General features: G+C 65.1%; 17 protein-coding genes. 2 read left to right on the top strand and 15 right to left on the bottom strand.

Annotation, left to right across the window (positions count from 1 at the left end):
- Window positions 1-10 precede the first annotated feature (10 nt).
- From R9B84_RS05310 to R9B84_RS05295, 4 genes are all read right to left on the bottom strand, one after another.
- Window positions 11-760, bottom strand: coding sequence for an electron transfer flavoprotein subunit beta/FixA family protein (locus R9B84_RS05310; protein WP_423759474.1), 750 nt, complete (start codon window positions 758-760; stop codon window positions 11-13).
- Between the two features lie 228 nt (window positions 761-988).
- Window positions 989-1783, bottom strand: a complete 795-nt coding sequence (locus R9B84_RS05305) for a MetQ/NlpA family ABC transporter substrate-binding protein (RefSeq protein WP_423759473.1) — start codon at window positions 1781-1783, stop codon at window positions 989-991.
- Between the two features lie 30 nt (window positions 1784-1813).
- Window positions 1814-2467, bottom strand: coding sequence for a methionine ABC transporter permease (locus R9B84_RS05300; RefSeq protein ID WP_006486982.1), 654 nt, complete (start codon window positions 2465-2467; stop codon window positions 1814-1816).
- Window positions 2457-3491, bottom strand: coding sequence for a methionine ABC transporter ATP-binding protein (locus R9B84_RS05295; protein WP_423759472.1), 1035 nt, complete (start codon window positions 3489-3491; stop codon window positions 2457-2459). The genes R9B84_RS05300 and R9B84_RS05295 overlap by 11 nt, the downstream gene beginning before the upstream one ends.
- Window positions 3492-3709: 218 nt before the next feature.
- On the opposite strand from R9B84_RS05295, the gene R9B84_RS05290 reads away from it, so the two are divergent.
- Window positions 3710-4630 carry a lysophospholipase gene (locus R9B84_RS05290; protein ID WP_423759471.1) on the top strand — a complete coding sequence of 307 codons (921 nt, stop codon included), beginning with the start codon at window positions 3710-3712 and terminating at the stop codon, window positions 4628-4630.
- A gap of 31 nt (window positions 4631-4661) precedes the next feature.
- Here the strand turns inward: R9B84_RS05290 and R9B84_RS05285 are convergent, their stop codons facing one another.
- Window positions 4662-5585 (bottom strand): histone deacetylase family protein, encoded by a 924-nt coding sequence (locus tag R9B84_RS05285; RefSeq protein WP_423759470.1) that lies wholly within the window; start codon window positions 5583-5585, stop codon window positions 4662-4664.
- 43 nt (window positions 5586-5628) lie between these two features.
- Here R9B84_RS05285 and mltB point away from each other — a divergent pair, with 43 nt between their 5' ends.
- Window positions 5629-6972, top strand: coding sequence for a lytic murein transglycosylase B (gene mltB, locus R9B84_RS05280; protein ID WP_423759469.1), 1344 nt, complete (start codon window positions 5629-5631; stop codon window positions 6970-6972).
- 67 nt (window positions 6973-7039) lie between these two features.
- On the opposite strand, the gene cysM is transcribed toward mltB, so the two are convergent.
- From cysM to cmk, 10 genes are all read right to left on the bottom strand, one after another.
- Window positions 7040-7942, bottom strand: a complete 903-nt coding sequence (gene cysM / locus R9B84_RS05275) for a cysteine synthase CysM (protein ID WP_423759468.1) — start codon at window positions 7940-7942, stop codon at window positions 7040-7042.
- Window positions 7943-8156: 214 nt separating this feature from the next.
- On the bottom strand, window positions 8157-8534 hold the full coding sequence (locus tag R9B84_RS05270) for a ComEA family DNA-binding protein (protein ID WP_423759467.1): 378 nt from the start codon (window positions 8532-8534) through the stop codon (window positions 8157-8159).
- 73 nt (window positions 8535-8607) lie between these two features.
- Complete coding sequence (gene rfaD / locus R9B84_RS05265) at window positions 8608-9600, bottom strand: ADP-glyceromanno-heptose 6-epimerase (RefSeq protein ID WP_034183439.1); 993 nt, start codon at window positions 9598-9600, stop codon at window positions 8608-8610.
- A 63-nt stretch (window positions 9601-9663) separates the two neighbouring features.
- Window positions 9664-10614, bottom strand: coding sequence for a D-glycero-beta-D-manno-heptose-7-phosphate kinase (gene rfaE1, locus R9B84_RS05260; protein WP_053059933.1), 951 nt, complete (start codon window positions 10612-10614; stop codon window positions 9664-9666).
- Between the two features lie 7 nt (window positions 10615-10621).
- A complete protein-coding gene (locus tag R9B84_RS05255; RefSeq protein ID WP_423759466.1) occupies window positions 10622-12022 on the bottom strand; it encodes a UDP-glucose dehydrogenase family protein in 1401 nt (466 codons plus the stop codon).
- Window positions 12023-12112: 90 nt separating this feature from the next.
- The gene (gene lapB, locus R9B84_RS05250) at window positions 12113-13285 is read right to left on the bottom strand and encodes a lipopolysaccharide assembly protein LapB (protein WP_423759465.1); all 1173 of its coding nucleotides are present in this window, start codon (window positions 13283-13285) and stop codon (window positions 12113-12115) included.
- A 53-nt stretch (window positions 13286-13338) separates the two neighbouring features.
- A complete protein-coding gene (locus R9B84_RS05245) occupies window positions 13339-13632 on the bottom strand; it encodes a lipopolysaccharide assembly protein LapA domain-containing protein (protein WP_047900121.1) in 294 nt (97 codons plus the stop codon).
- A 209-nt stretch (window positions 13633-13841) separates the two neighbouring features.
- The gene (locus R9B84_RS05240; protein ID WP_006486894.1) at window positions 13842-14165 is read right to left on the bottom strand and encodes an integration host factor subunit beta; all 324 of its coding nucleotides are present in this window, start codon (window positions 14163-14165) and stop codon (window positions 13842-13844) included.
- A gap of 22 nt (window positions 14166-14187) precedes the next feature.
- Window positions 14188-15900: a 30S ribosomal protein S1 gene (rpsA, locus tag R9B84_RS05235; protein WP_011544885.1), complete on the bottom strand. Its 1713-nt coding sequence runs from the start codon at window positions 15898-15900 to the stop codon at window positions 14188-14190.
- A 142-nt stretch (window positions 15901-16042) separates the two neighbouring features.
- On the bottom strand, window positions 16043-16729 hold the full coding sequence (cmk, locus tag R9B84_RS05230; protein ID WP_423759464.1) for a (d)CMP kinase: 687 nt from the start codon (window positions 16727-16729) through the stop codon (window positions 16043-16045).
- Window positions 16730-16739: the final 10 nt, after the last annotated feature.

The following is a 16739-nucleotide window of genomic DNA, read 5'->3' as shown; positions in this document are numbered from 1 at the left end:
CCGCTCCCTCTTACAGCACCTTGGCTTCGGTCTTCAGCTTCTCGACCAGCGTCTTCACGTCCGGCACCTTCACGCCGGCTGCGCGCTTCGGCGGCTCGACCACCTTCAGCGTCTTCAGACGCGGCGCGACGTCCACGCCCAGGTCTTCCGGCTTCACGGTTTCCAGCGGCTTCTTCTTCGCCTTCATGATGTTCGGCAGCGTCACGTAGCGCGGCTCGTTCAGGCGCAGGTCGGTCGTGATCACCGCCGGCAGCGTCAGCGACAGCGTTTCCGCGCCACCGTCGACTTCACGTGCGACCGTCGCCTTGCCGTCGGCGACCGTCACCTTCGACGCGAACGTCGCCTGCGGCAGGCCGGCCAGCGCGGCCAGCATCTGGCCCGTCTGGTTCGAATCGTCGTCGATCGCCTGCTTGCCGAGGATCACCAGCTGCGGCTGCTCCTTGTCGACCAGCGCCTTCAGGATCTTCGCGACGGCCAGCGGCTCGACGCTGTCGGTCGACTCGACGAGGATCGCGCGATCCGCGCCGATCGCCAGCGCCGTGCGCAGCGTTTCCTGCGCCTGCGTGACGCCTACCGACACCGCAATCACTTCGGTCGCGACGCCAGCTTCCCTCAGGCGCACGGCTTCTTCAACGGCGATTTCGTCGAACGGGTTCATCGACATCTTCACGTTTGCGATGTCGACGCCCGTGTTGTCCGACTTCACGCGGACCTTCACGTTGTAATCGACCACTCTTTTCACTGGCACCAGGATTTTCATGCACACGCTCCAAAGTTACGAATACGACCAGAGGCCATTCTATAGCGAGGCCTCATGACTGCGCGGCCAAGCGGACCCATCCATCGTGGCTGTCGAGGATACCGCTTCTTGGCGACGCGCCAATGATAGCGAACGATCGTTCTATTTTAAAAGAGAAAAAACCCGGACGCAAAGCCCGGGTTTTCGATCATCGACTCTAATCCCGCCGGGCGTCCCGTGCTCTGCCCGTTACCAGGCAGCAATGACCGCGCCGCCGAACTTGCCTTCGATGAACTGCTTCACGTCGGCCGAATGATAGGCCGCGATCAGTTTCGCGACCCACGGCTTGTTCCGGTCCGCTTCGCGAATCGCAAGGATGTTCGCGTACGGGCCGTTCGGACCCTCGATCGCGATCGCGTCCTGTTTCGGTTTCAACCCCGCTTCCATCGCGTAGTTGGTATTGATCGCAGCGGCGTCGACGTCGCCGAGCGAACGCGGAATCTGCGCCGCATCGAGCTCGACGATCTTCAGCTTGCGCGGATTGTCGACGATATCGAGCGGCGTCGCCTTCAACCCCGCATCCGCACGCAGCTTCAGGAGGCCCTGCTTTTGCAGCAACAGCAGCGCACGGCCGCCGTTGGTCGGATCGTTCGGGACCGCGACACGCGAGCCGGGCTTCAATTCGGTCAGCGACTTCACGCGCTTAGAATAAATGCCCATCGGGAACGTGACGGTATCCGCGACCTTGATCAGCTTGTAGCCGCGATCCTTCACCTGCGCCTGCAGATACGGATCGTGCTGGTAGCTGTTCGCATCGAGGTCGCCCGACGCGAGCGCCGCGTTCGGCTGCACGTAGTCGGAGAATTCGACGATGCGGATCTCGAGGCCGCTCTTCGCCGCGACCTTCTTCACCGCTTCCATGATCTGCGCGTGCGGCCCGCCCGTCACGCCTACCTTGATGGTTTCGGCCTGTGCGTGCGCGCCCGCGAACAGCGCGGCTGCGCCGAGTGCCGCCGCGAACTTCAGCATGAAGCGTCGTTGCATCGTCTTTCCCCCTAACGGATCAATTTCGTCTTATTTGTGGCTCAGCCGGCGGACGAGCCAGTCGCCGAACGACTGCACGATCTGCACGAACACGATCAGGATCGCGACGACCGTCCACATCACTTCCGGCAGATAGCGCTGGTAGCCGTAGCGGATCCCGAGATCGCCGAGCCCGCCGCCGCCGATCGCACCCGCCATCGCCGAATAGCCGACCAGCGACACGAACGTGATCGTCAGGCCCGCCACGACGCCCGGCAGCGATTCGGGCAACAGCACCTTGAATACGATCTGCGACGTGGTCGCGCCCATCGATTGCGCGGCCTCGATCAGCCCGCGGTCGACTTCGCGCAGCGCCGTCTCGACGAGACGCGCGATGAACGGCGCAGCAGCGAGCGTCAGCGGCACGACCGCCGCTGCCGTGCCGATCGACGAACCCGTGACGAGCCGCGTAAACGGAATCACCGCGACCAGCAGGATGATGAACGGCGTCGAGCGGACGGCGTTTACGATGCCGCCGAGCACGCGATTCACGGCGAGGTTCTGCAGCACGCCCTGACGATCGGTCAGGTAGAGCAGCACGCCGAGCGGCAGCCCGACGAGCGCGCCGACCGCCCCGGAGATGCCGACCATGATCAGCGTCTCCCAGAACGACTGCACGAACATATCGAACATCTCACTCAACATACGAAAGCTCCTCTACCACCACACCTTGCTCGCGCAGGAACGCGAGCGCCTGCCCGACCTTGCCCGGCTCGCCGCCCGCGAGCACCGCGAGCGAACCGAATGCCTGCCCCTGGATCTCGTCGATCTGGCCGTGCAGGATGTTGAAATCGAGTTCGTAACGGCGGATCGTCTCCGACAGGATCGGCTGGTCGACCCCCGAGCCCGTGAACGCGAGCCGCAGCAGATGCCCGCTGCCCGTCTTCAGCCGCTCGGCCACGCGTATCTTCAGCGCGGGCGGCAGTTCCTGCGCGATCACGTCGCCGATCAGCGCGCGCGTCACTTCGTGATGCGGCTGCAGGAACACGTCGATCACGCGGCCTTCCTCGACTACGCGCCCCGCATCGAGCACCGCGACGCGATCGCACACCTGCTTGATCACTTCCATCTGGTGCGTGATCAGCACGATCGTCAGGCCGAGCTCGCGGTTGATGCGCTTCAGCAGGTCGAGGATCGACCGTGTGGTCTCGGGATCCAGCGCGGACGTCGCTTCGTCCGACAACAGCACTTTCGGCTGGCTCGCGAGCGCGCGTGCGATGCCGACGCGCTGCTTCTGTCCGCCGCTGATCTGCGACGGGTAACGATCCTTCTGCGCGGACAGCCCGACGAGGTCGAGCAGCGGCAGCACGGCGGCCTCGATCTCGGCACGGCTTGCGCCGGCCAGCTCCAGCGGCAGCGCAACGTTGTCGAACACCGTGCGCGACGACAGCAGGTTGAAATGCTGGAAGATCATGCCGATCTCGCGGCGCGCCTCGCGCAGCGCGCCCGCCGGCAGCAGCGTGAGATCGCGCCCACCGACGACGACATTGCCTTCGGTCGGCCGCGTGAGCAGGTTGATGGTGCGCACGAGCGTGCTCTTGCCGGCGCCGCTTCGGCCGATGATGCCGAACACCTCGCCCTGCGGGATCGTCAGGTTGACGTTGTGCAGCGCCTCGACCCAGCCGCTCGGCCCGGGGAAACGCTGCGAAAGATTGCGTAATTCGATCATGTAAACAAAACGGCGGCCGGCTGGCGAGCAGGCCCGCCAGTCGGCCACCGATGCATCTGGAATAGCCGGCGATTTTACCGCAAACCCCTCATTCCCCTTAATAATCGATTTCGATCTTTTCATAACCTCACGGAATTAGAGGGGCGCCGCTGGCCCGCCTCGACAATGCCGCGACTATGATCCGGAACACATATGCCAACGAACAGGGGACACGCCAGATGACCGCCACCACCACGCCGGCCGCCGCGCCTGCCACCGCCGGATCGGCGCCTTCGTCGCCGCCCGTGCCGAAAATGGGCCGGCTGCGAACCGCGGACGGGCTCGAACTGGCGTCGTACCGCTGGCCGGCCGGCGACGGCACCGCGCCGCCGCGCGCGACGATCGCGCTCGTTCACGGTCTCGCCGAACACGCGGGTCGTTATGCCGCGCTCGCCGGCCGGCTGAACGCGGCCGGCATCGACGTGCTCGCGATCGATCTGCGCGGGCACGGCCAGTCGCCCGGCAAGCGAGCCTGGGTCGAGCGTTTCGACGGTTACCTGAACGATGCGGATGCGCTGGTCGCGGAAGCCGCGCGCGGTAATGCGCCGCTATTCCTGATGGGACACAGCATGGGCGGCGCCGTCGCTGCGCTGTACGCGATCGAACGCGCGCCGGCCAACGGCCATGCGCTGACGGGCCTCGTGCTGTCGAGCCCGGCGCTCGCACCGGGGCGCGACGTGCCGCGCTGGATGCTCGCGGTAAGCCGCGTCATCAGCCGCGCGTGGCCGACCTTCCCCGCGATCCGGATCGATGCGGCGCTGCTGTCGCGCGACCCGGCCATCGTCGCGGCCAATCGCGCCGATCCGCTCGTGCATCACGGCGCGGTGCCCGCACGCACCGGCGCGGAGATTCTCGATGCGATGGCGCGTATCGAACGCGGCCGCGATGCGCTGCGCGTCCCGGTGCTCGTTTATCACGGCACCGAGGACAAGCTGACCGAACCCGACGGCAGCCGCGCGTTCGGCGCGCGTGTCGGCTCGCCCGATCGCACGCTGACGCTATACGAAGGCGGCTTCCACGAAACGATGAACGATCTCGAACGCGATCGCGTGATCGACGCGCTGATCGCGTGGATTCACGCGCGCGTGCCGGTGCGCTGATCAAGCGCACATGCCGGTGGCAGCCGGCCGGTCAGATACCGGCCAGCACGCGCAGGTGCGCGACGACGCTGCGCCCGAGCGCGGACAGGTTGTAGCCGCCTTCGAGACAGCTCACGATGCGGCCCTGCGCATGACGACGCGCGACGTCGACGATCTGCGCGGTCAGCCATTCGAAGTCGGCCTCGACGAGGCCGAGATTGCCGATGTCGTCCTCGCGATGCGCGTCGAAGCCGGCCGACACGAACAGCATCTGCGGCTTGAACGCGTCGAGACGCGGCAGCCAGAACATGTCGACGGCTTCGCGGATCGCCATCCCGTTGCTGCGCGCGGGCATCGGCAGGTTGACCATGTTCGGCGCCTGGTGATCGACGCCCGAGAACGGGTACAGCGGATGCTGGAAGAAACTGCACATCAGCACGCGCTCGTCGTTGGCGAACGCAGCCTCGGTGCCGTTGCCGTGGTGCACGTCGAAATCGATGATCGCGACACGCTCAAGACCGTGTACGTCGAGCGCATGCCGCGCGGCGATCGCGACGTTGTTGAAGAAGCAGAAACCCATCGCGCGCGCGGGCTCCGCGTGGTGGCCGGGCGGCCGGACGCCGCAAAACGCATTCGCGTAGCGGCCTTCGATCACCGCGTCGGTCGCCGCGATCGCGGCACCGGCCGCGCGCAGCGCCGCGCGCCATGTATCGCGGTTCATCAGCGTATCGGGATCGATCTCGACGTAGCCGTCGACCGGCGTCATGCCCCGGATGTAGTCGATGTGCGCCTGCGTATGCACACGGCCCAACGCCACCTCGCTCGCGAACGGCGCGGTTTCGTGCACGATCAGGTCGTCGATGCGGCTCGCGATCAGTTGATCCTGGATCGCCGACAATCGGGCCGGGCATTCCGGATGCCATTCCCCCATCTCGTGCAGCATGCAGTCAGGGTGCGTATAGAAAGCGGTTGCCATAAGCTGTCATCCGCAGCGCGCGGTGCGCCACAGGTCTCCATCAATGATGTCCATCGTCTGCCGCGAATTCGCCGCTAACTTACCACAATGGGGGCCCGCATCGCCCCGGCGCGTGGGATGCGTCGGGTATACTGCGCCGAACCCAATCGCCCTGTCCGCCCGCTTCGACATGAATTCCAGCAAGCCTGCCGCCCTTCTCTCCGCGCTGCTCCGTGTCCGCGCTCCGCTCGTCGTCACCGCCGTCGCCGCAGCCCTCGGCGCCGCGCCTGCCGGCGCGCAGACGCAGCCCGCGAAGCCTGCCGGCACGCGCGTCGCACAGGCCCAGCCCCAGCAGCCGGCGCCGCAAGGCCAGGCCTTCGAAGAGGAAATCGTTCCGCAACGTTACGCGAACAACGCAAAGGTCGACGCGTTCATCGACGAGATGGTGAGCCGCAACGGCTTCGACTCCGCGAGCCTGCATGCGCTGTTTTCACGCACCAGCTATTCGGCGACGGCGGTCAAGCTCGTGAAGCCCGCCGCGTCGCCGACGGTCAAGAACTGGCGCGTCTATCGCTCGCGCTTCATCGAGCCGATCCGCATCAACGCGGGCGTGAAGTTCTGGAAGGCCAACCAGGCGACACTGCAGCGCGCATCCGAGGAATTCGGCGTGCCGCCCGAGGTGATCGTCGGCATCATCGGCGTCGAGACGATCTATGGCCGCTACATGGGCAATTTCCGCGTGCTCGACGCGCTGACGACGCTCACGTTCGACTATCCGGAAACACCGAATCGCGACAGCCGCCAGGCAACGTTCCGCAAGAACCTCGAGGATTTCCTGGTCTGGACCCGCGACAACCAGCTCGACCCGACCACCGTGCTCGGCTCGTACACGGGCGCGATCGGGATTCCGCAGTTTCTGCCGAGCAGCATTCGCGACTATGCGGTCGACTTCGACGGCACGGGCCACGTCGATCTGCGCAGCAGTCCTGTCGATGCGATCGGCAGCGTCGCGAACTACCTGAAGCAGCACGGCTGGGAAACCGACCGCCCGGTGGTCTGGCAGATCACGCCCGACACGGGCAGCCTGGGAATCGCACAGGCCGCCGCCGACGGCCAGCCCGAACCGCACTGGGCGCTGTCGCAACTGATGCGCGCGGGCATGACGCTGAACGAACCGACGGTCAACATCACCACCGAAGCCGGCACGCCGGTGACCGTGGTCGACCTGCCGTCGCCGGGGCGCGCGACCGAATACATGCTCGGGCTCAAGAATTTCTACGTACTGACGCGTTACAACCGCAGCTTCTTCTACGCACTCACCGTGTATCAGCTCGGCGAGGCCGTGAAGGCGCAGATGGAAGCGAACGGCGCGCTGAAGCCGGCCAACGCGGACGAGCAAGCGCAGTAAGCAACGCACCCGCCCAAACAAAAAGCGCCGCAACTGCGGCGCTTTTTTTATCGCGTGCTGGCCGGGCTCAGGCCGGGAACACGCCCGTGGACAGATAGCGGTCGCCGCGATCGCAAACGATGAACACGATCGTCGCATTCTCGACCTGACGCGCGATGCGCATCGCGACTTCGCACGCACCGCCCGACGAAATGCCCGCGAAGATGCCTTCGACAGACGCCAGCCGGCGCGCCATCGTTTCGGAGGCGGCCTGGCTCACGTTCTCGACGCGGTCGACGCGGCTGCGATCGAAGATCGTCGGCAGATAGGCTTCCGGCCACTTGCGGATGCCCGGAATGCGCGAACCTTCTTCCGGCTGTGCACCGACGATCTCGATCGCGGAATTCCGCTCCTTCAGATACCGCGATACGCCCATGATCGTGCCGGTCGTGCCCATCGCCGACACGAAGTGCGTCACGCGCCCGTCGGTGTCGCGCCAGATCTCCGGGCCGGTCGCTTCGTAGTGCGCGACCGGGTTGTCGGGGTTGGCGAACTGATCGAGGATCACACCCTTGCCCTCGCGTTGCATCTGGTCCGCGAGGTCGCGCGCCAGTTCCATCCCGCCCTTCACCGGCGTGAGGATGATCTCGGCGCCATAGGCCGCCATGCTCTGGCGGCGCTCGACCGACAGGTCCTCCGGCATGATCAGCACCATCTTGTAGCCGCGGATCGCCGCTGCCATTGCGAGCGCGATGCCCGTGTTGCCGCTCGTCGCCTCGATCAGCGTGTCGCCCGGCTTGATGCGCCCGCGCGCCTCGGCCTTGCCGATCATCGACAGCGCCGGGCGATCCTTCACGGAACCGGCCGGATTATTGCCTTCGAGCTTCGCGAGCACCACGTTGTTGCGTGCGCGAATCTCGTCGTCCGGCAAGCGGACCAGTTGCACCAGCGGCGTATTGCCGATCGTGTCTTCGATAGTTTTGTAAGCCATGGAGATACCGTGAGTACGAGGCCGATCAATCGATCGATTGTAAACCAGCACCGCCGCTCGCGCCGGCAACCCCTTTGCGACGATGGAATACGCATGCCGCGCGATTCGCGATCGACGCGCACGCGGTGCGCACGCAAAAAACCCGCGGCATGCCGCGGGAAGCCGTCGCAATGACGGCGACTGAAGGAGCTCTTTGTCGGTCGCGCGCGACGCGTTACTTCTGCGCGGTGCGGGCAGGTGCAGCGGCAGGCTTTGCTGCCGCCGGCTTGCCCGCGACCGGTGCAGCCGCGGTGCCCGAGCCGGCCGTGCCTGAGCCGGCCGCGCCTGAGCCGGCCGCGCCTATCGTCAGCCCTTCCTGCTGAAGTCGCTCGACGGTATGGCCGCCCATGCCTTTCACGCGTGACGCGAGATCGTCCGCACTCCTGAACGGGCCACGTGCGCCGCGTTCGTCGAGAATCGCCTTCGCACGCGCCGGGCCGATGCCCTTGATGCCGACGAGTGCATCCTCGTTCGCGGTGTTGACGTCGACGGCCGCCCAGGCCGACGCGACTGCGCCGAGCATGACCGCTGCGGCAAACCATTTTCTGATCATGTGCTGGATCTCCGATGAAAACGGCCGGCGGCTGCCGACCGTGAGACCCAGTCTATCGATGCAACGCTTCCGTTTAAACCTGGCCGGACAGCCAACGCACGTAGCGGTCGACGCCTTCCTGCACGGTCAGGAACGGCGCGTCGTAGCCGGCCGCGCGCAGTTTCGTCTGGTCGGCCTGCGTGAAGCACTGGTACTTGCCGCGCAACGCATCGGGAAACGGCACGTATTCGATCAGCCCCTGCTCGACCTGTTGCGCGAGCGTCAGCGGCGGCAGGTTGTCGAGCGCGCGCAGCGTGTTCACGACCGTCGACGCGATGTCGTTGAACGGCTGCGCACGGCCCGTGCCGAGGTTGAAGATGCCCGACTTCTCCGGATGGTCGAAGAAGAACAGGTTCACCTTCGCGACGTCCTCGACCGACACGAAGTCACGCGTCTGCTCGCCCGGCGCATAGCCGTTGTACTCGCCGAACAGCTTCACCTTGCCTTCCGCGCGGAACTGGTTGAAGTTGTGGAATGCAACCGACGCCATGCGCCCCTTGTGCGTCTCGCGCGCGCCGTACACGTTGAAATAGCGGAAGCCGGCGATCTGGCTCTTCGCGGTCGGCAACACACGACGGATCACCTGGTCGAACAGGAACTTCGAATAGCCGTACACGTTCAGTGGCGCCTCGACGTCGCGCTCCTCGACGAAACGCGTCGAGCCGCCGTAGATCGCGGCCGACGATGCGTACAGGAACTGCGCGCCCTGTGCGAGGCAGGCGTCGAGCACCGCGCGGCTGTAGCGGAAGTTGTTGTCCATCATGTAGCGGCCGTCGGTTTCCATCGTGTCCGAACAGGCGCCTTCGTGGAATACCGCGCGCACCTTGCCGAAATCGCCGCGCGCGAAGCGTTCGACGAATTCCGTCTTGTCGAGATAGTCGTCGATCTCGCAATCGACGAGATTGCGGAACTTGTCCGCGCGCGTCAGGTTGTCGACCGCGATGATGCGCGTCTCGCCACGCTCGTTGAGCGCCTTGACGATGTTCGCGCCGATAAAACCGGCTGCGCCGGTGACGATGAGGGTCATGATCGTCCTGCCTGAAAAGTGCGAGCCACTCGTGCGACGCGCTCGTCGCGCCGCCGAATGCGCTCAGTGAAACAGTTCGTCGTAGTCCACCGTGGCCGTGCCGAGCTTGCCGACCACGATGCCTGCCGCGCGATTCGCGAGCACGACCGCGTCGACGAGCGGCACGCCTGCGCCGAGCATCGTCGCGACCGTCGCGATCACGGTATCGCCCGCGCCCGACACGTCGAACACCTCGCGCGCGAGTGCCGGTGCGTGCAGTTCGCCGGTAGAGGAAAAGAGCGTCATGCCCTCTTCCGAGCGCGTGAGCAGCAGCGCGTCGATGTCGAGCTCCGCACGCAGCTTCGCAACACGCGCACGCAGATCGTCTTCCGATTTCCACTGCCCGACCACTTCGCGCAACTCCGCGCGATTCGGCGTGATCAGCGATGCGCCGCGGTAGCGCGCCCAGTCGTCGCCCTTCGGGTCGACGAGGACGGACTTGCCGGCCGCACGCGCCTTCTCGATCATCGTCGTGACGTGCGTCAGGCCGCCTTTCGCGTAATCCGACATCAGCACGACGTCGTGCTGCGGCAGCAGCGCGTCGAAGCGCGCGAGCCCCGCGAGCAGCACCTCGTGCGTCGGCATTGCCTCGAAATCGACGCGCAGCAGTTGCTGCTGGCGCGCGAGCACACGCAGCTTGATCGTGGTCGGCAACGCCGGGTCGCGCTCGAGATGCGGCGTCACGCCGCTGCTGCCGAGCAGCTCGACGATCCGCTCGCCGGGTTCGTCGCAGCCGACGACGCACAGCAGCCCGGCCTGGCCACCCAGCGTCACGGCATTGCGCGCGACGTTGGCCGCGCCGCCGAGCCGCTCTTCCTGACGCTGCACGTGGACGACCGGCACCGGTGCTTCCGGCGAAATGCGATCGACGTTGCCGAACCAGTAACGGTCGAGCATCACGTCGCCGACGACAAGCACGCGTGAACGTGCGAGCTGCTCGCGCGGCACCTGAACGACTTCGCGGGGCGTATTCATCGTGCGGTCAGCCACGGGAGGACGACTGGGGATCGACATACGGCCGGCCGATCGCGTAGTAGTCGATGCCCAGTTCGGCCATCGCGTCCGGCTCGTACAGGTTGCGCCCGTCGAAGATCACCGGCGCCTTCAGTTCGGCCTTCAGGCGCGTGAAATCGGGGCTCCGGAATTCCTTCCATTCGGTCACGATCACGAGTGCGTCCGCGCCCGTCACGGCGACGTCCTGCGTATCGACGAGATGCAGCCGCGCGAGCGCCGCCGCATCGTCGCCGAAATCCAGCGCGAACACGCGCCGCGCCTCGTCGATCGCGACCGGATCGTATGCGCGCACGGTCGCGCCGCGCTCGAGCAGCGCGGCGATCAGGCGGCGGCTCGGCGCCTCGCGCATGTCGTCGGTGTTCGGCTTGAACGCAAGGCCCCAGACCGCGAACTCGCGGCCGGTCAGGTCGGCGCCGAAGCGCTGCTCGATCTTGCCGATCAGCACGTCCTTCTGCGCATGGTTGGCCGCCTCGACGGCTTCCAGGATGCGCAGCGGCTGGCCGTTCTCGCCCGCGGTGCGAATCAGCGCCTGGACGTCCTTCGGGAAGCACGAGCCGCCGTAGCCGACGCCCGCGTACAGAAAGTGGTAGCCGATGCGCGGATCGGAGCCGATCCCGCGGCGCACGGCCTCGATGTCGGCGCCGACCTTGTCGGCGAGATTCGACATCTCGTTCATGAACGAGATACGCGTCGCGAGCATCGCATTCGCCGCATATTTCGCGAATTCGGCCGAACGCACGTCCATGTAGATCGTCCGTTCGTGGTTGCGGTTGAACGGCGCGTAAAGCTTCTTCATCTTCTCGCGCGCGATCGTGCCCGTCTCGTCGTCGTCGACGCCGATGATGATCCGGTCCGGACGCATGAAGTCCTCGACCGCGGCGCCTTCCTTCAGGAACTCCGGGTTCGACACGACCGAGAAGCGATGCGCGACGCTGCCCGCGAGCCCGCGTGCGGCAAGCGCCTCGTCGACCACGCCGCGCACGCGCTGCGCGGTGCCGACCGGTACCGTCGACTTGTCGACGATCACCTTGAAGCCCGTCATGTGGCGGCCGATGTTGCGAGCGGCCTCGAGCACGTATTGCAGGTCGGCCGAGCCGTCCTCGTCGGGCGGCGTGCCGACCGCAATGAACTGGATCTCGCCGTGCGCGACGCTCGCCTCGATGTCGGTCGAGAAGCGCAGGCGCCCTGCCGCGCGGTTGCGCGCGATGATGTCCAGCAGCCCCGGTTCGTGAATCGGCATGCCGCCGTTATTCAGGATGTCGATCTTGCGCAGATCGACGTCGAGACAGAAGACGTCGTGACCGATCTCCGCGAGGCATGCGCCCGTGACGAGGCCGACATAGCCGGTGCCGATGATGGTGATTTTCATAGATGTTCCGGTACTTCCCGGTAATTGACTAACTTGGCCGCCGGGACAAGCCCGGCGACAACCGCAGCGCGTTGGCTCCGCGTGCCGGGATCAACTCGACATCGCAGGTTCGACGCGGCGCGGCGCATAGGTTTCCCAGCCGCTGCATCCGGGGCACTGCCAGTAGAAGAGCCGTGCCCGGAAACCGCAATTCTGGCACGTATACCGTGGCAGATTTTTCGTGCGCTGCTTGATCAGCGCACGCATCATTTCAAGTTCCTTACGATGCGGTTCGTCGGCCGCCGCGATCTGCGCATCGAGCAGATGCAGCATCCCCGACAGGTTCGGCGATTTCTCCATCTGCGCGCGCGCGAGCGTGTGCGCCGCGTCCTGGCCGCGCAACCCCGCGATGTGCTGATACGCGATGTCGAGCAGGTCGTTCGACGGATAGCGGTCGACATACCCCATCAGCAGTTCCGCGCCGTCGACATTCCTGCCGAGCGCGACATAGGCCTTCATCAGCTTGTCGGCGACGAGCGGCAGATACGCCGGGTTCTGCGCCTCGACGCGCTTCCAGTGCTCGATCGCGGCCGCGTGGTTGCCCTCCGCCTCCGCGGCATCGCCGGACAGGATCGTCGCGCGAACGTTCTGCGGGTTCACGGTCAGCGCGAGCCGCAGTTGTTCTGCGGCCGCGGCGGCGTTCTTGCGCTGCAGCGCGTCCTGCGCGAGTTCGCAGTGAAACTGCGCGATTTCGGTGCCGAGCGGTTTGTCGCTCATCGACTCGATGCGCTTCGCGGTATCGATCGACTTGTTCCAGTCCTTCTCGATCTCGTAGATCGTCAGCAGCGCCCGCTGCGCGCCGAGCGCGTAGTCGCCGTCGGCGAGCTTGTGGAACGCCTCCTCGGCGCGATCGAGCAGGCCGGCTTTCAGGAAATCCTGGCCGAGCTCGTACAGTGCGTGGTCGCGCTCGTTGACCGGCAGGTCCGTGCGGCTCAGCAGGTTCTGGTGCACGCGGATTGCGCGGTCGGTTTCGCCGCGACGGCGGAACAGGTTGCCGAGCGCGAAATGCAGTTCGACCGTCTCGGGGTCGAGCTTGGCGACCTCGATGAACGCGTCGATCGCCTTGTCGGGTTGTTCGTTCAACAGAAAATTCAGGCCGCGAAAATACGATCGCGGCAGGTTGGCACTCTCCGACAGGAGATTCTTCAGGTCATAGCGTGACGCCGCCCAACCGAGCGCGAAAGCGACCGGAATCGCGAGCAACCACCAGAAATCCAGATCCATGCGAAATATCGAAGCAGAGACGAAAACCGCGCGATTATCGCGCGGCGTCCGTGTTAAATGACGGGCGGCATCGGCGGCTGGTCGATGACGGCAGGCGTTTCGCGCGCCGCGCGCAGATCGCGCTTCAGGCGCCCGTTCTCGAGACGCAGACGGAAGATCGAAGGCAGCGCGGACAGCAGGCCAGCCAGCAGGCCCACGCCGAAGAACGCCAGACCGATCAGGATCAGCGGCGCTTGCCATGCGTAGCCGGCAACAAAATTCAGCGTCGCGGTTTGCGTATTGGCCAGCGCGAGCACCAGCAGCAGTACGAACACCAATACCCGGATCAGCCAGACGATAAACTTCATGAAGCCCTCTCTTTGTTGAGGTTTGCCGCGGCGCGCGACTCCCCTTCGTCGCACCGAATCGACCCGTATTGTAAAGGAAGCGTTTCCGCGACTGCGCACATCCTGCGTGCCCCATTGCGCCGCGGCCTCCGGAAATAAAAAAAGCGCCCGCTAGGGGCGCTTTTCTCTTCAGCCTTCGCCGGACAGGTTCCGGGCAAACCGAACGACACTCAACGCTCGTCGTCCGGATCATCAGCCTTCAGCGGCTCACCGGCGCGGCCGTCGACACGTTCACGCAATTCCTTGCCAGGCTTGAAGTGCGGCACGAACTTCTCGGGCACCTGCACTTTCTCCCCCGACTTCGGGTTGCGTCCGACGCGTGCCGGGCGACGGTTGAGGCCGAAGCTGCCGAAACCCCGAATTTCGATGCGATGCCCTTTCGCCAGGGCATCGGACATCGCATCGAGCATCGTTTTCACCGCGAAATCCGCATCCTTGAGGACAAGTTGCGGAAATCGCGATGCCAGCTGCGCGACCAACTCGGATTTGGTCATACTTCAGCAGACCTCGTGAGGCTTACTGGTTCTGGCCGTCGAGCTTCGCCTTCAGCAGCGCGCCGAGGTTGGTCGTACCGGTCGCAGCAGCGCTGGAGTCCGATTGCAGGCCGCGGATCGCTTCCTGTTGCTCGGCCGAATCCTTCGCCTTGATCGACAGGTTGATGCCGCGCGACTTGCGATCGATGTTGATCACCATCGCGTTGACCTTGTCGCCTTCCTTCAGCACGTTGCGTGCGTCTTCGACGCGATCCTGCGAGATTTCCGACGCGCGCAGGTAGCCTTCGATGTCGCCCGTCAGCGTGACGACCGCACCCTTCGCATCGACCGTCTTCACGACGCCGTCGACGATCGAACCCTTGTCGTTCATTGCAACGTAGTTGCTGAACGGGTCGCCTTCGAGCTGCTTGATGCCGAGCGAAATACGCTCCTTCTCGACGTCGATACCGAGCACGATTGCTTCGACTTCGTCGCCCTTCTTGTACTTGCGAACGGCTTCTTCGCCGGCTTCGCTCCACGACAGGTCCGACAGGTGGACCAGGCCGTCGATGCCGCCCGGCAGACCGATGAACACGCCGAAGTCGGTGATCGACTTGATTGCGCCCGTGATCTTGTCGCCCTTCTTGAAGTTGCGGCTGAAGTCATCCCACGGATTCGGCTTGCACTGCTTCATGCCGAGGCTGATACGACGACGGTCTTCGTCGATCTCGAGGACCATGACTTCGACTTCGTCGCCGAGCTGGACAACCTTCGACGGAGCAACGTTCTTGTTGGTCCAGTCCATTTCCGACACGTGGACGAGGCCTTCGATGCCCGATTCCACTTCGACGAATGCGCCGTAGTCGGTGATGTTCGTGACCTTGCCGAACAGGCGCGTGCCCGACGGGTAACGGCGCGAGATGCCTTCCCACGGATCGTCGCCCAGTTGCTTGATGCCCAGCGAGACGCGGTTCTTCTCTTGGTCGAACTTGAGGATCTTCGCGGTGACTTCCTGGCCAACCGACAGGACTTCGCTCGGGTGACGCACGCGACGCCATGCGATGTCGGTGATGTGCAGCAGGCCGTCGATGCCGCCGAGGTCGACGAACGCGCCGTAGTCGGTGATGTTCTTGACCACGCCGTTGACGATCGCGCCTTCCTTCAGCGTCTCGAGCAGCTTCGCGCGCTCTTCGCCTTGCGTCGCTTCGATCACTGCACGACGCGACAGCACGACGTTGTTACGCTTGCGATCGAGCTTGATCACGCGGAACTCGAGCGTCTTGCCTTCGTACGGGGTCGTGTCCTTGACCGGACGCGTGTCGACCAGCGAACCCGGCAGGAACGCGCGGATGCCGTTGACCATCACGGTCATGCCGCCCTTCACCTTGCCGGTGATCGTGCCGGTGACGAGTTCGTTGTTGTCGAGGGCCTTTTCCAGCGACAGCCACGATGCAAGGCGCTTCGCCTTGTCGCGCGACAGGATCGTGTCGCCGTAGCCGTTTTCGAGTGCGTCGATCGCGACGGACACGAAATCGCCCGACTGCACCTCAACCTCGCCCTGATCGTTCAGGAATTCCTCGATCGGAATGTAAGCCTCGGACTTCAGGCCTGCATTGACGACCACGAAGTTGTGGTCGACGCGCACGACTTCGGCGGAAATCACTTCGCCGGCGCGCATGTCTTGGCGGGTCAGCGACTCTTCGAACAGAGCCGCAAAGGATTCGGTATTCGGGGTGGAGGTTTGCAGGTCGGACATAAAAATCTGATTGTGCATGGGTCGCTGTGCCACGCCGGCCGGAATGGCAGGCTGAAAGGGCCAGATCGAGTTCCACACGGGGTTAAGGGTTCGAAACACGCTCCGCGCTTGCGACGCGGAGCTCCTACCGCTGCCCGCCTTCTCAGGCGGGCTGGCCGAGCGCCCGGTACCACTGCAGCACCTGGTCGACTGCTTCATCAACCGAAAGTGCCGACGTATCGAGCAGCATGGCATCTGCCGCGGGCTTCAGCGGCGCGGCCGCGCGATTGCTGTCGCGCGCGTCACGTTCACGAAGATCCCGGAGCAAGTCATCTATATTAGCAGAAAAACCTTTTTGCATCAATTGCTTATGCCGTCTGGCCGCGCGCGCCTCGGCGCTGGCCGTCAGGAACACCTTCAGCACGGCGTCCGGGAAGATCACCGTACCCATGTCGCGGCCGTCGGCAACGAGGCCCGGCGTCTTGCGGAACGCGCGCTGGCGCGCGACGAGCGCGGTGCGCACGGGCCCGTGCACGGCGATGGCCGACGCGCGGTTGCCGACCGCTTCGGCGCGGATGTCGTTCGACACGTCGACGCCGTCGAGCTGCGCGCAACCTTCGCGGAACGTGATGTGAAGGTCGTCGATCAGTTTCACCAGCGCGTCGATGTCCTCCTCCGCGATGCCGTAGCGCACGCTTGCGAGCGCCGCGAGACGGTACAGCGCGCCGCTGTCGAGCAGGTGGAAGCCAAGGTGCGCGGCAACGAGCGCCGCGACGGTGCCCTTGCCGGAAGCGGTCGGGCCGTCGATCGTGATGACGGGAGTCGGGTGAAAGGGTCGGGTCGATTTCATCGGAACAGTC

Source organism: Burkholderia sp. NLJ2 (genome assembly GCF_049487195.1).
Taxonomy (GTDB): domain Bacteria; phylum Pseudomonadota; class Gammaproteobacteria; order Burkholderiales; family Burkholderiaceae; genus Burkholderia; species Burkholderia pyrrocinia.
Note: the sequence above shows the minus strand (reverse complement) of the source record. Positions and strands in the feature narration are given on the sequence as shown.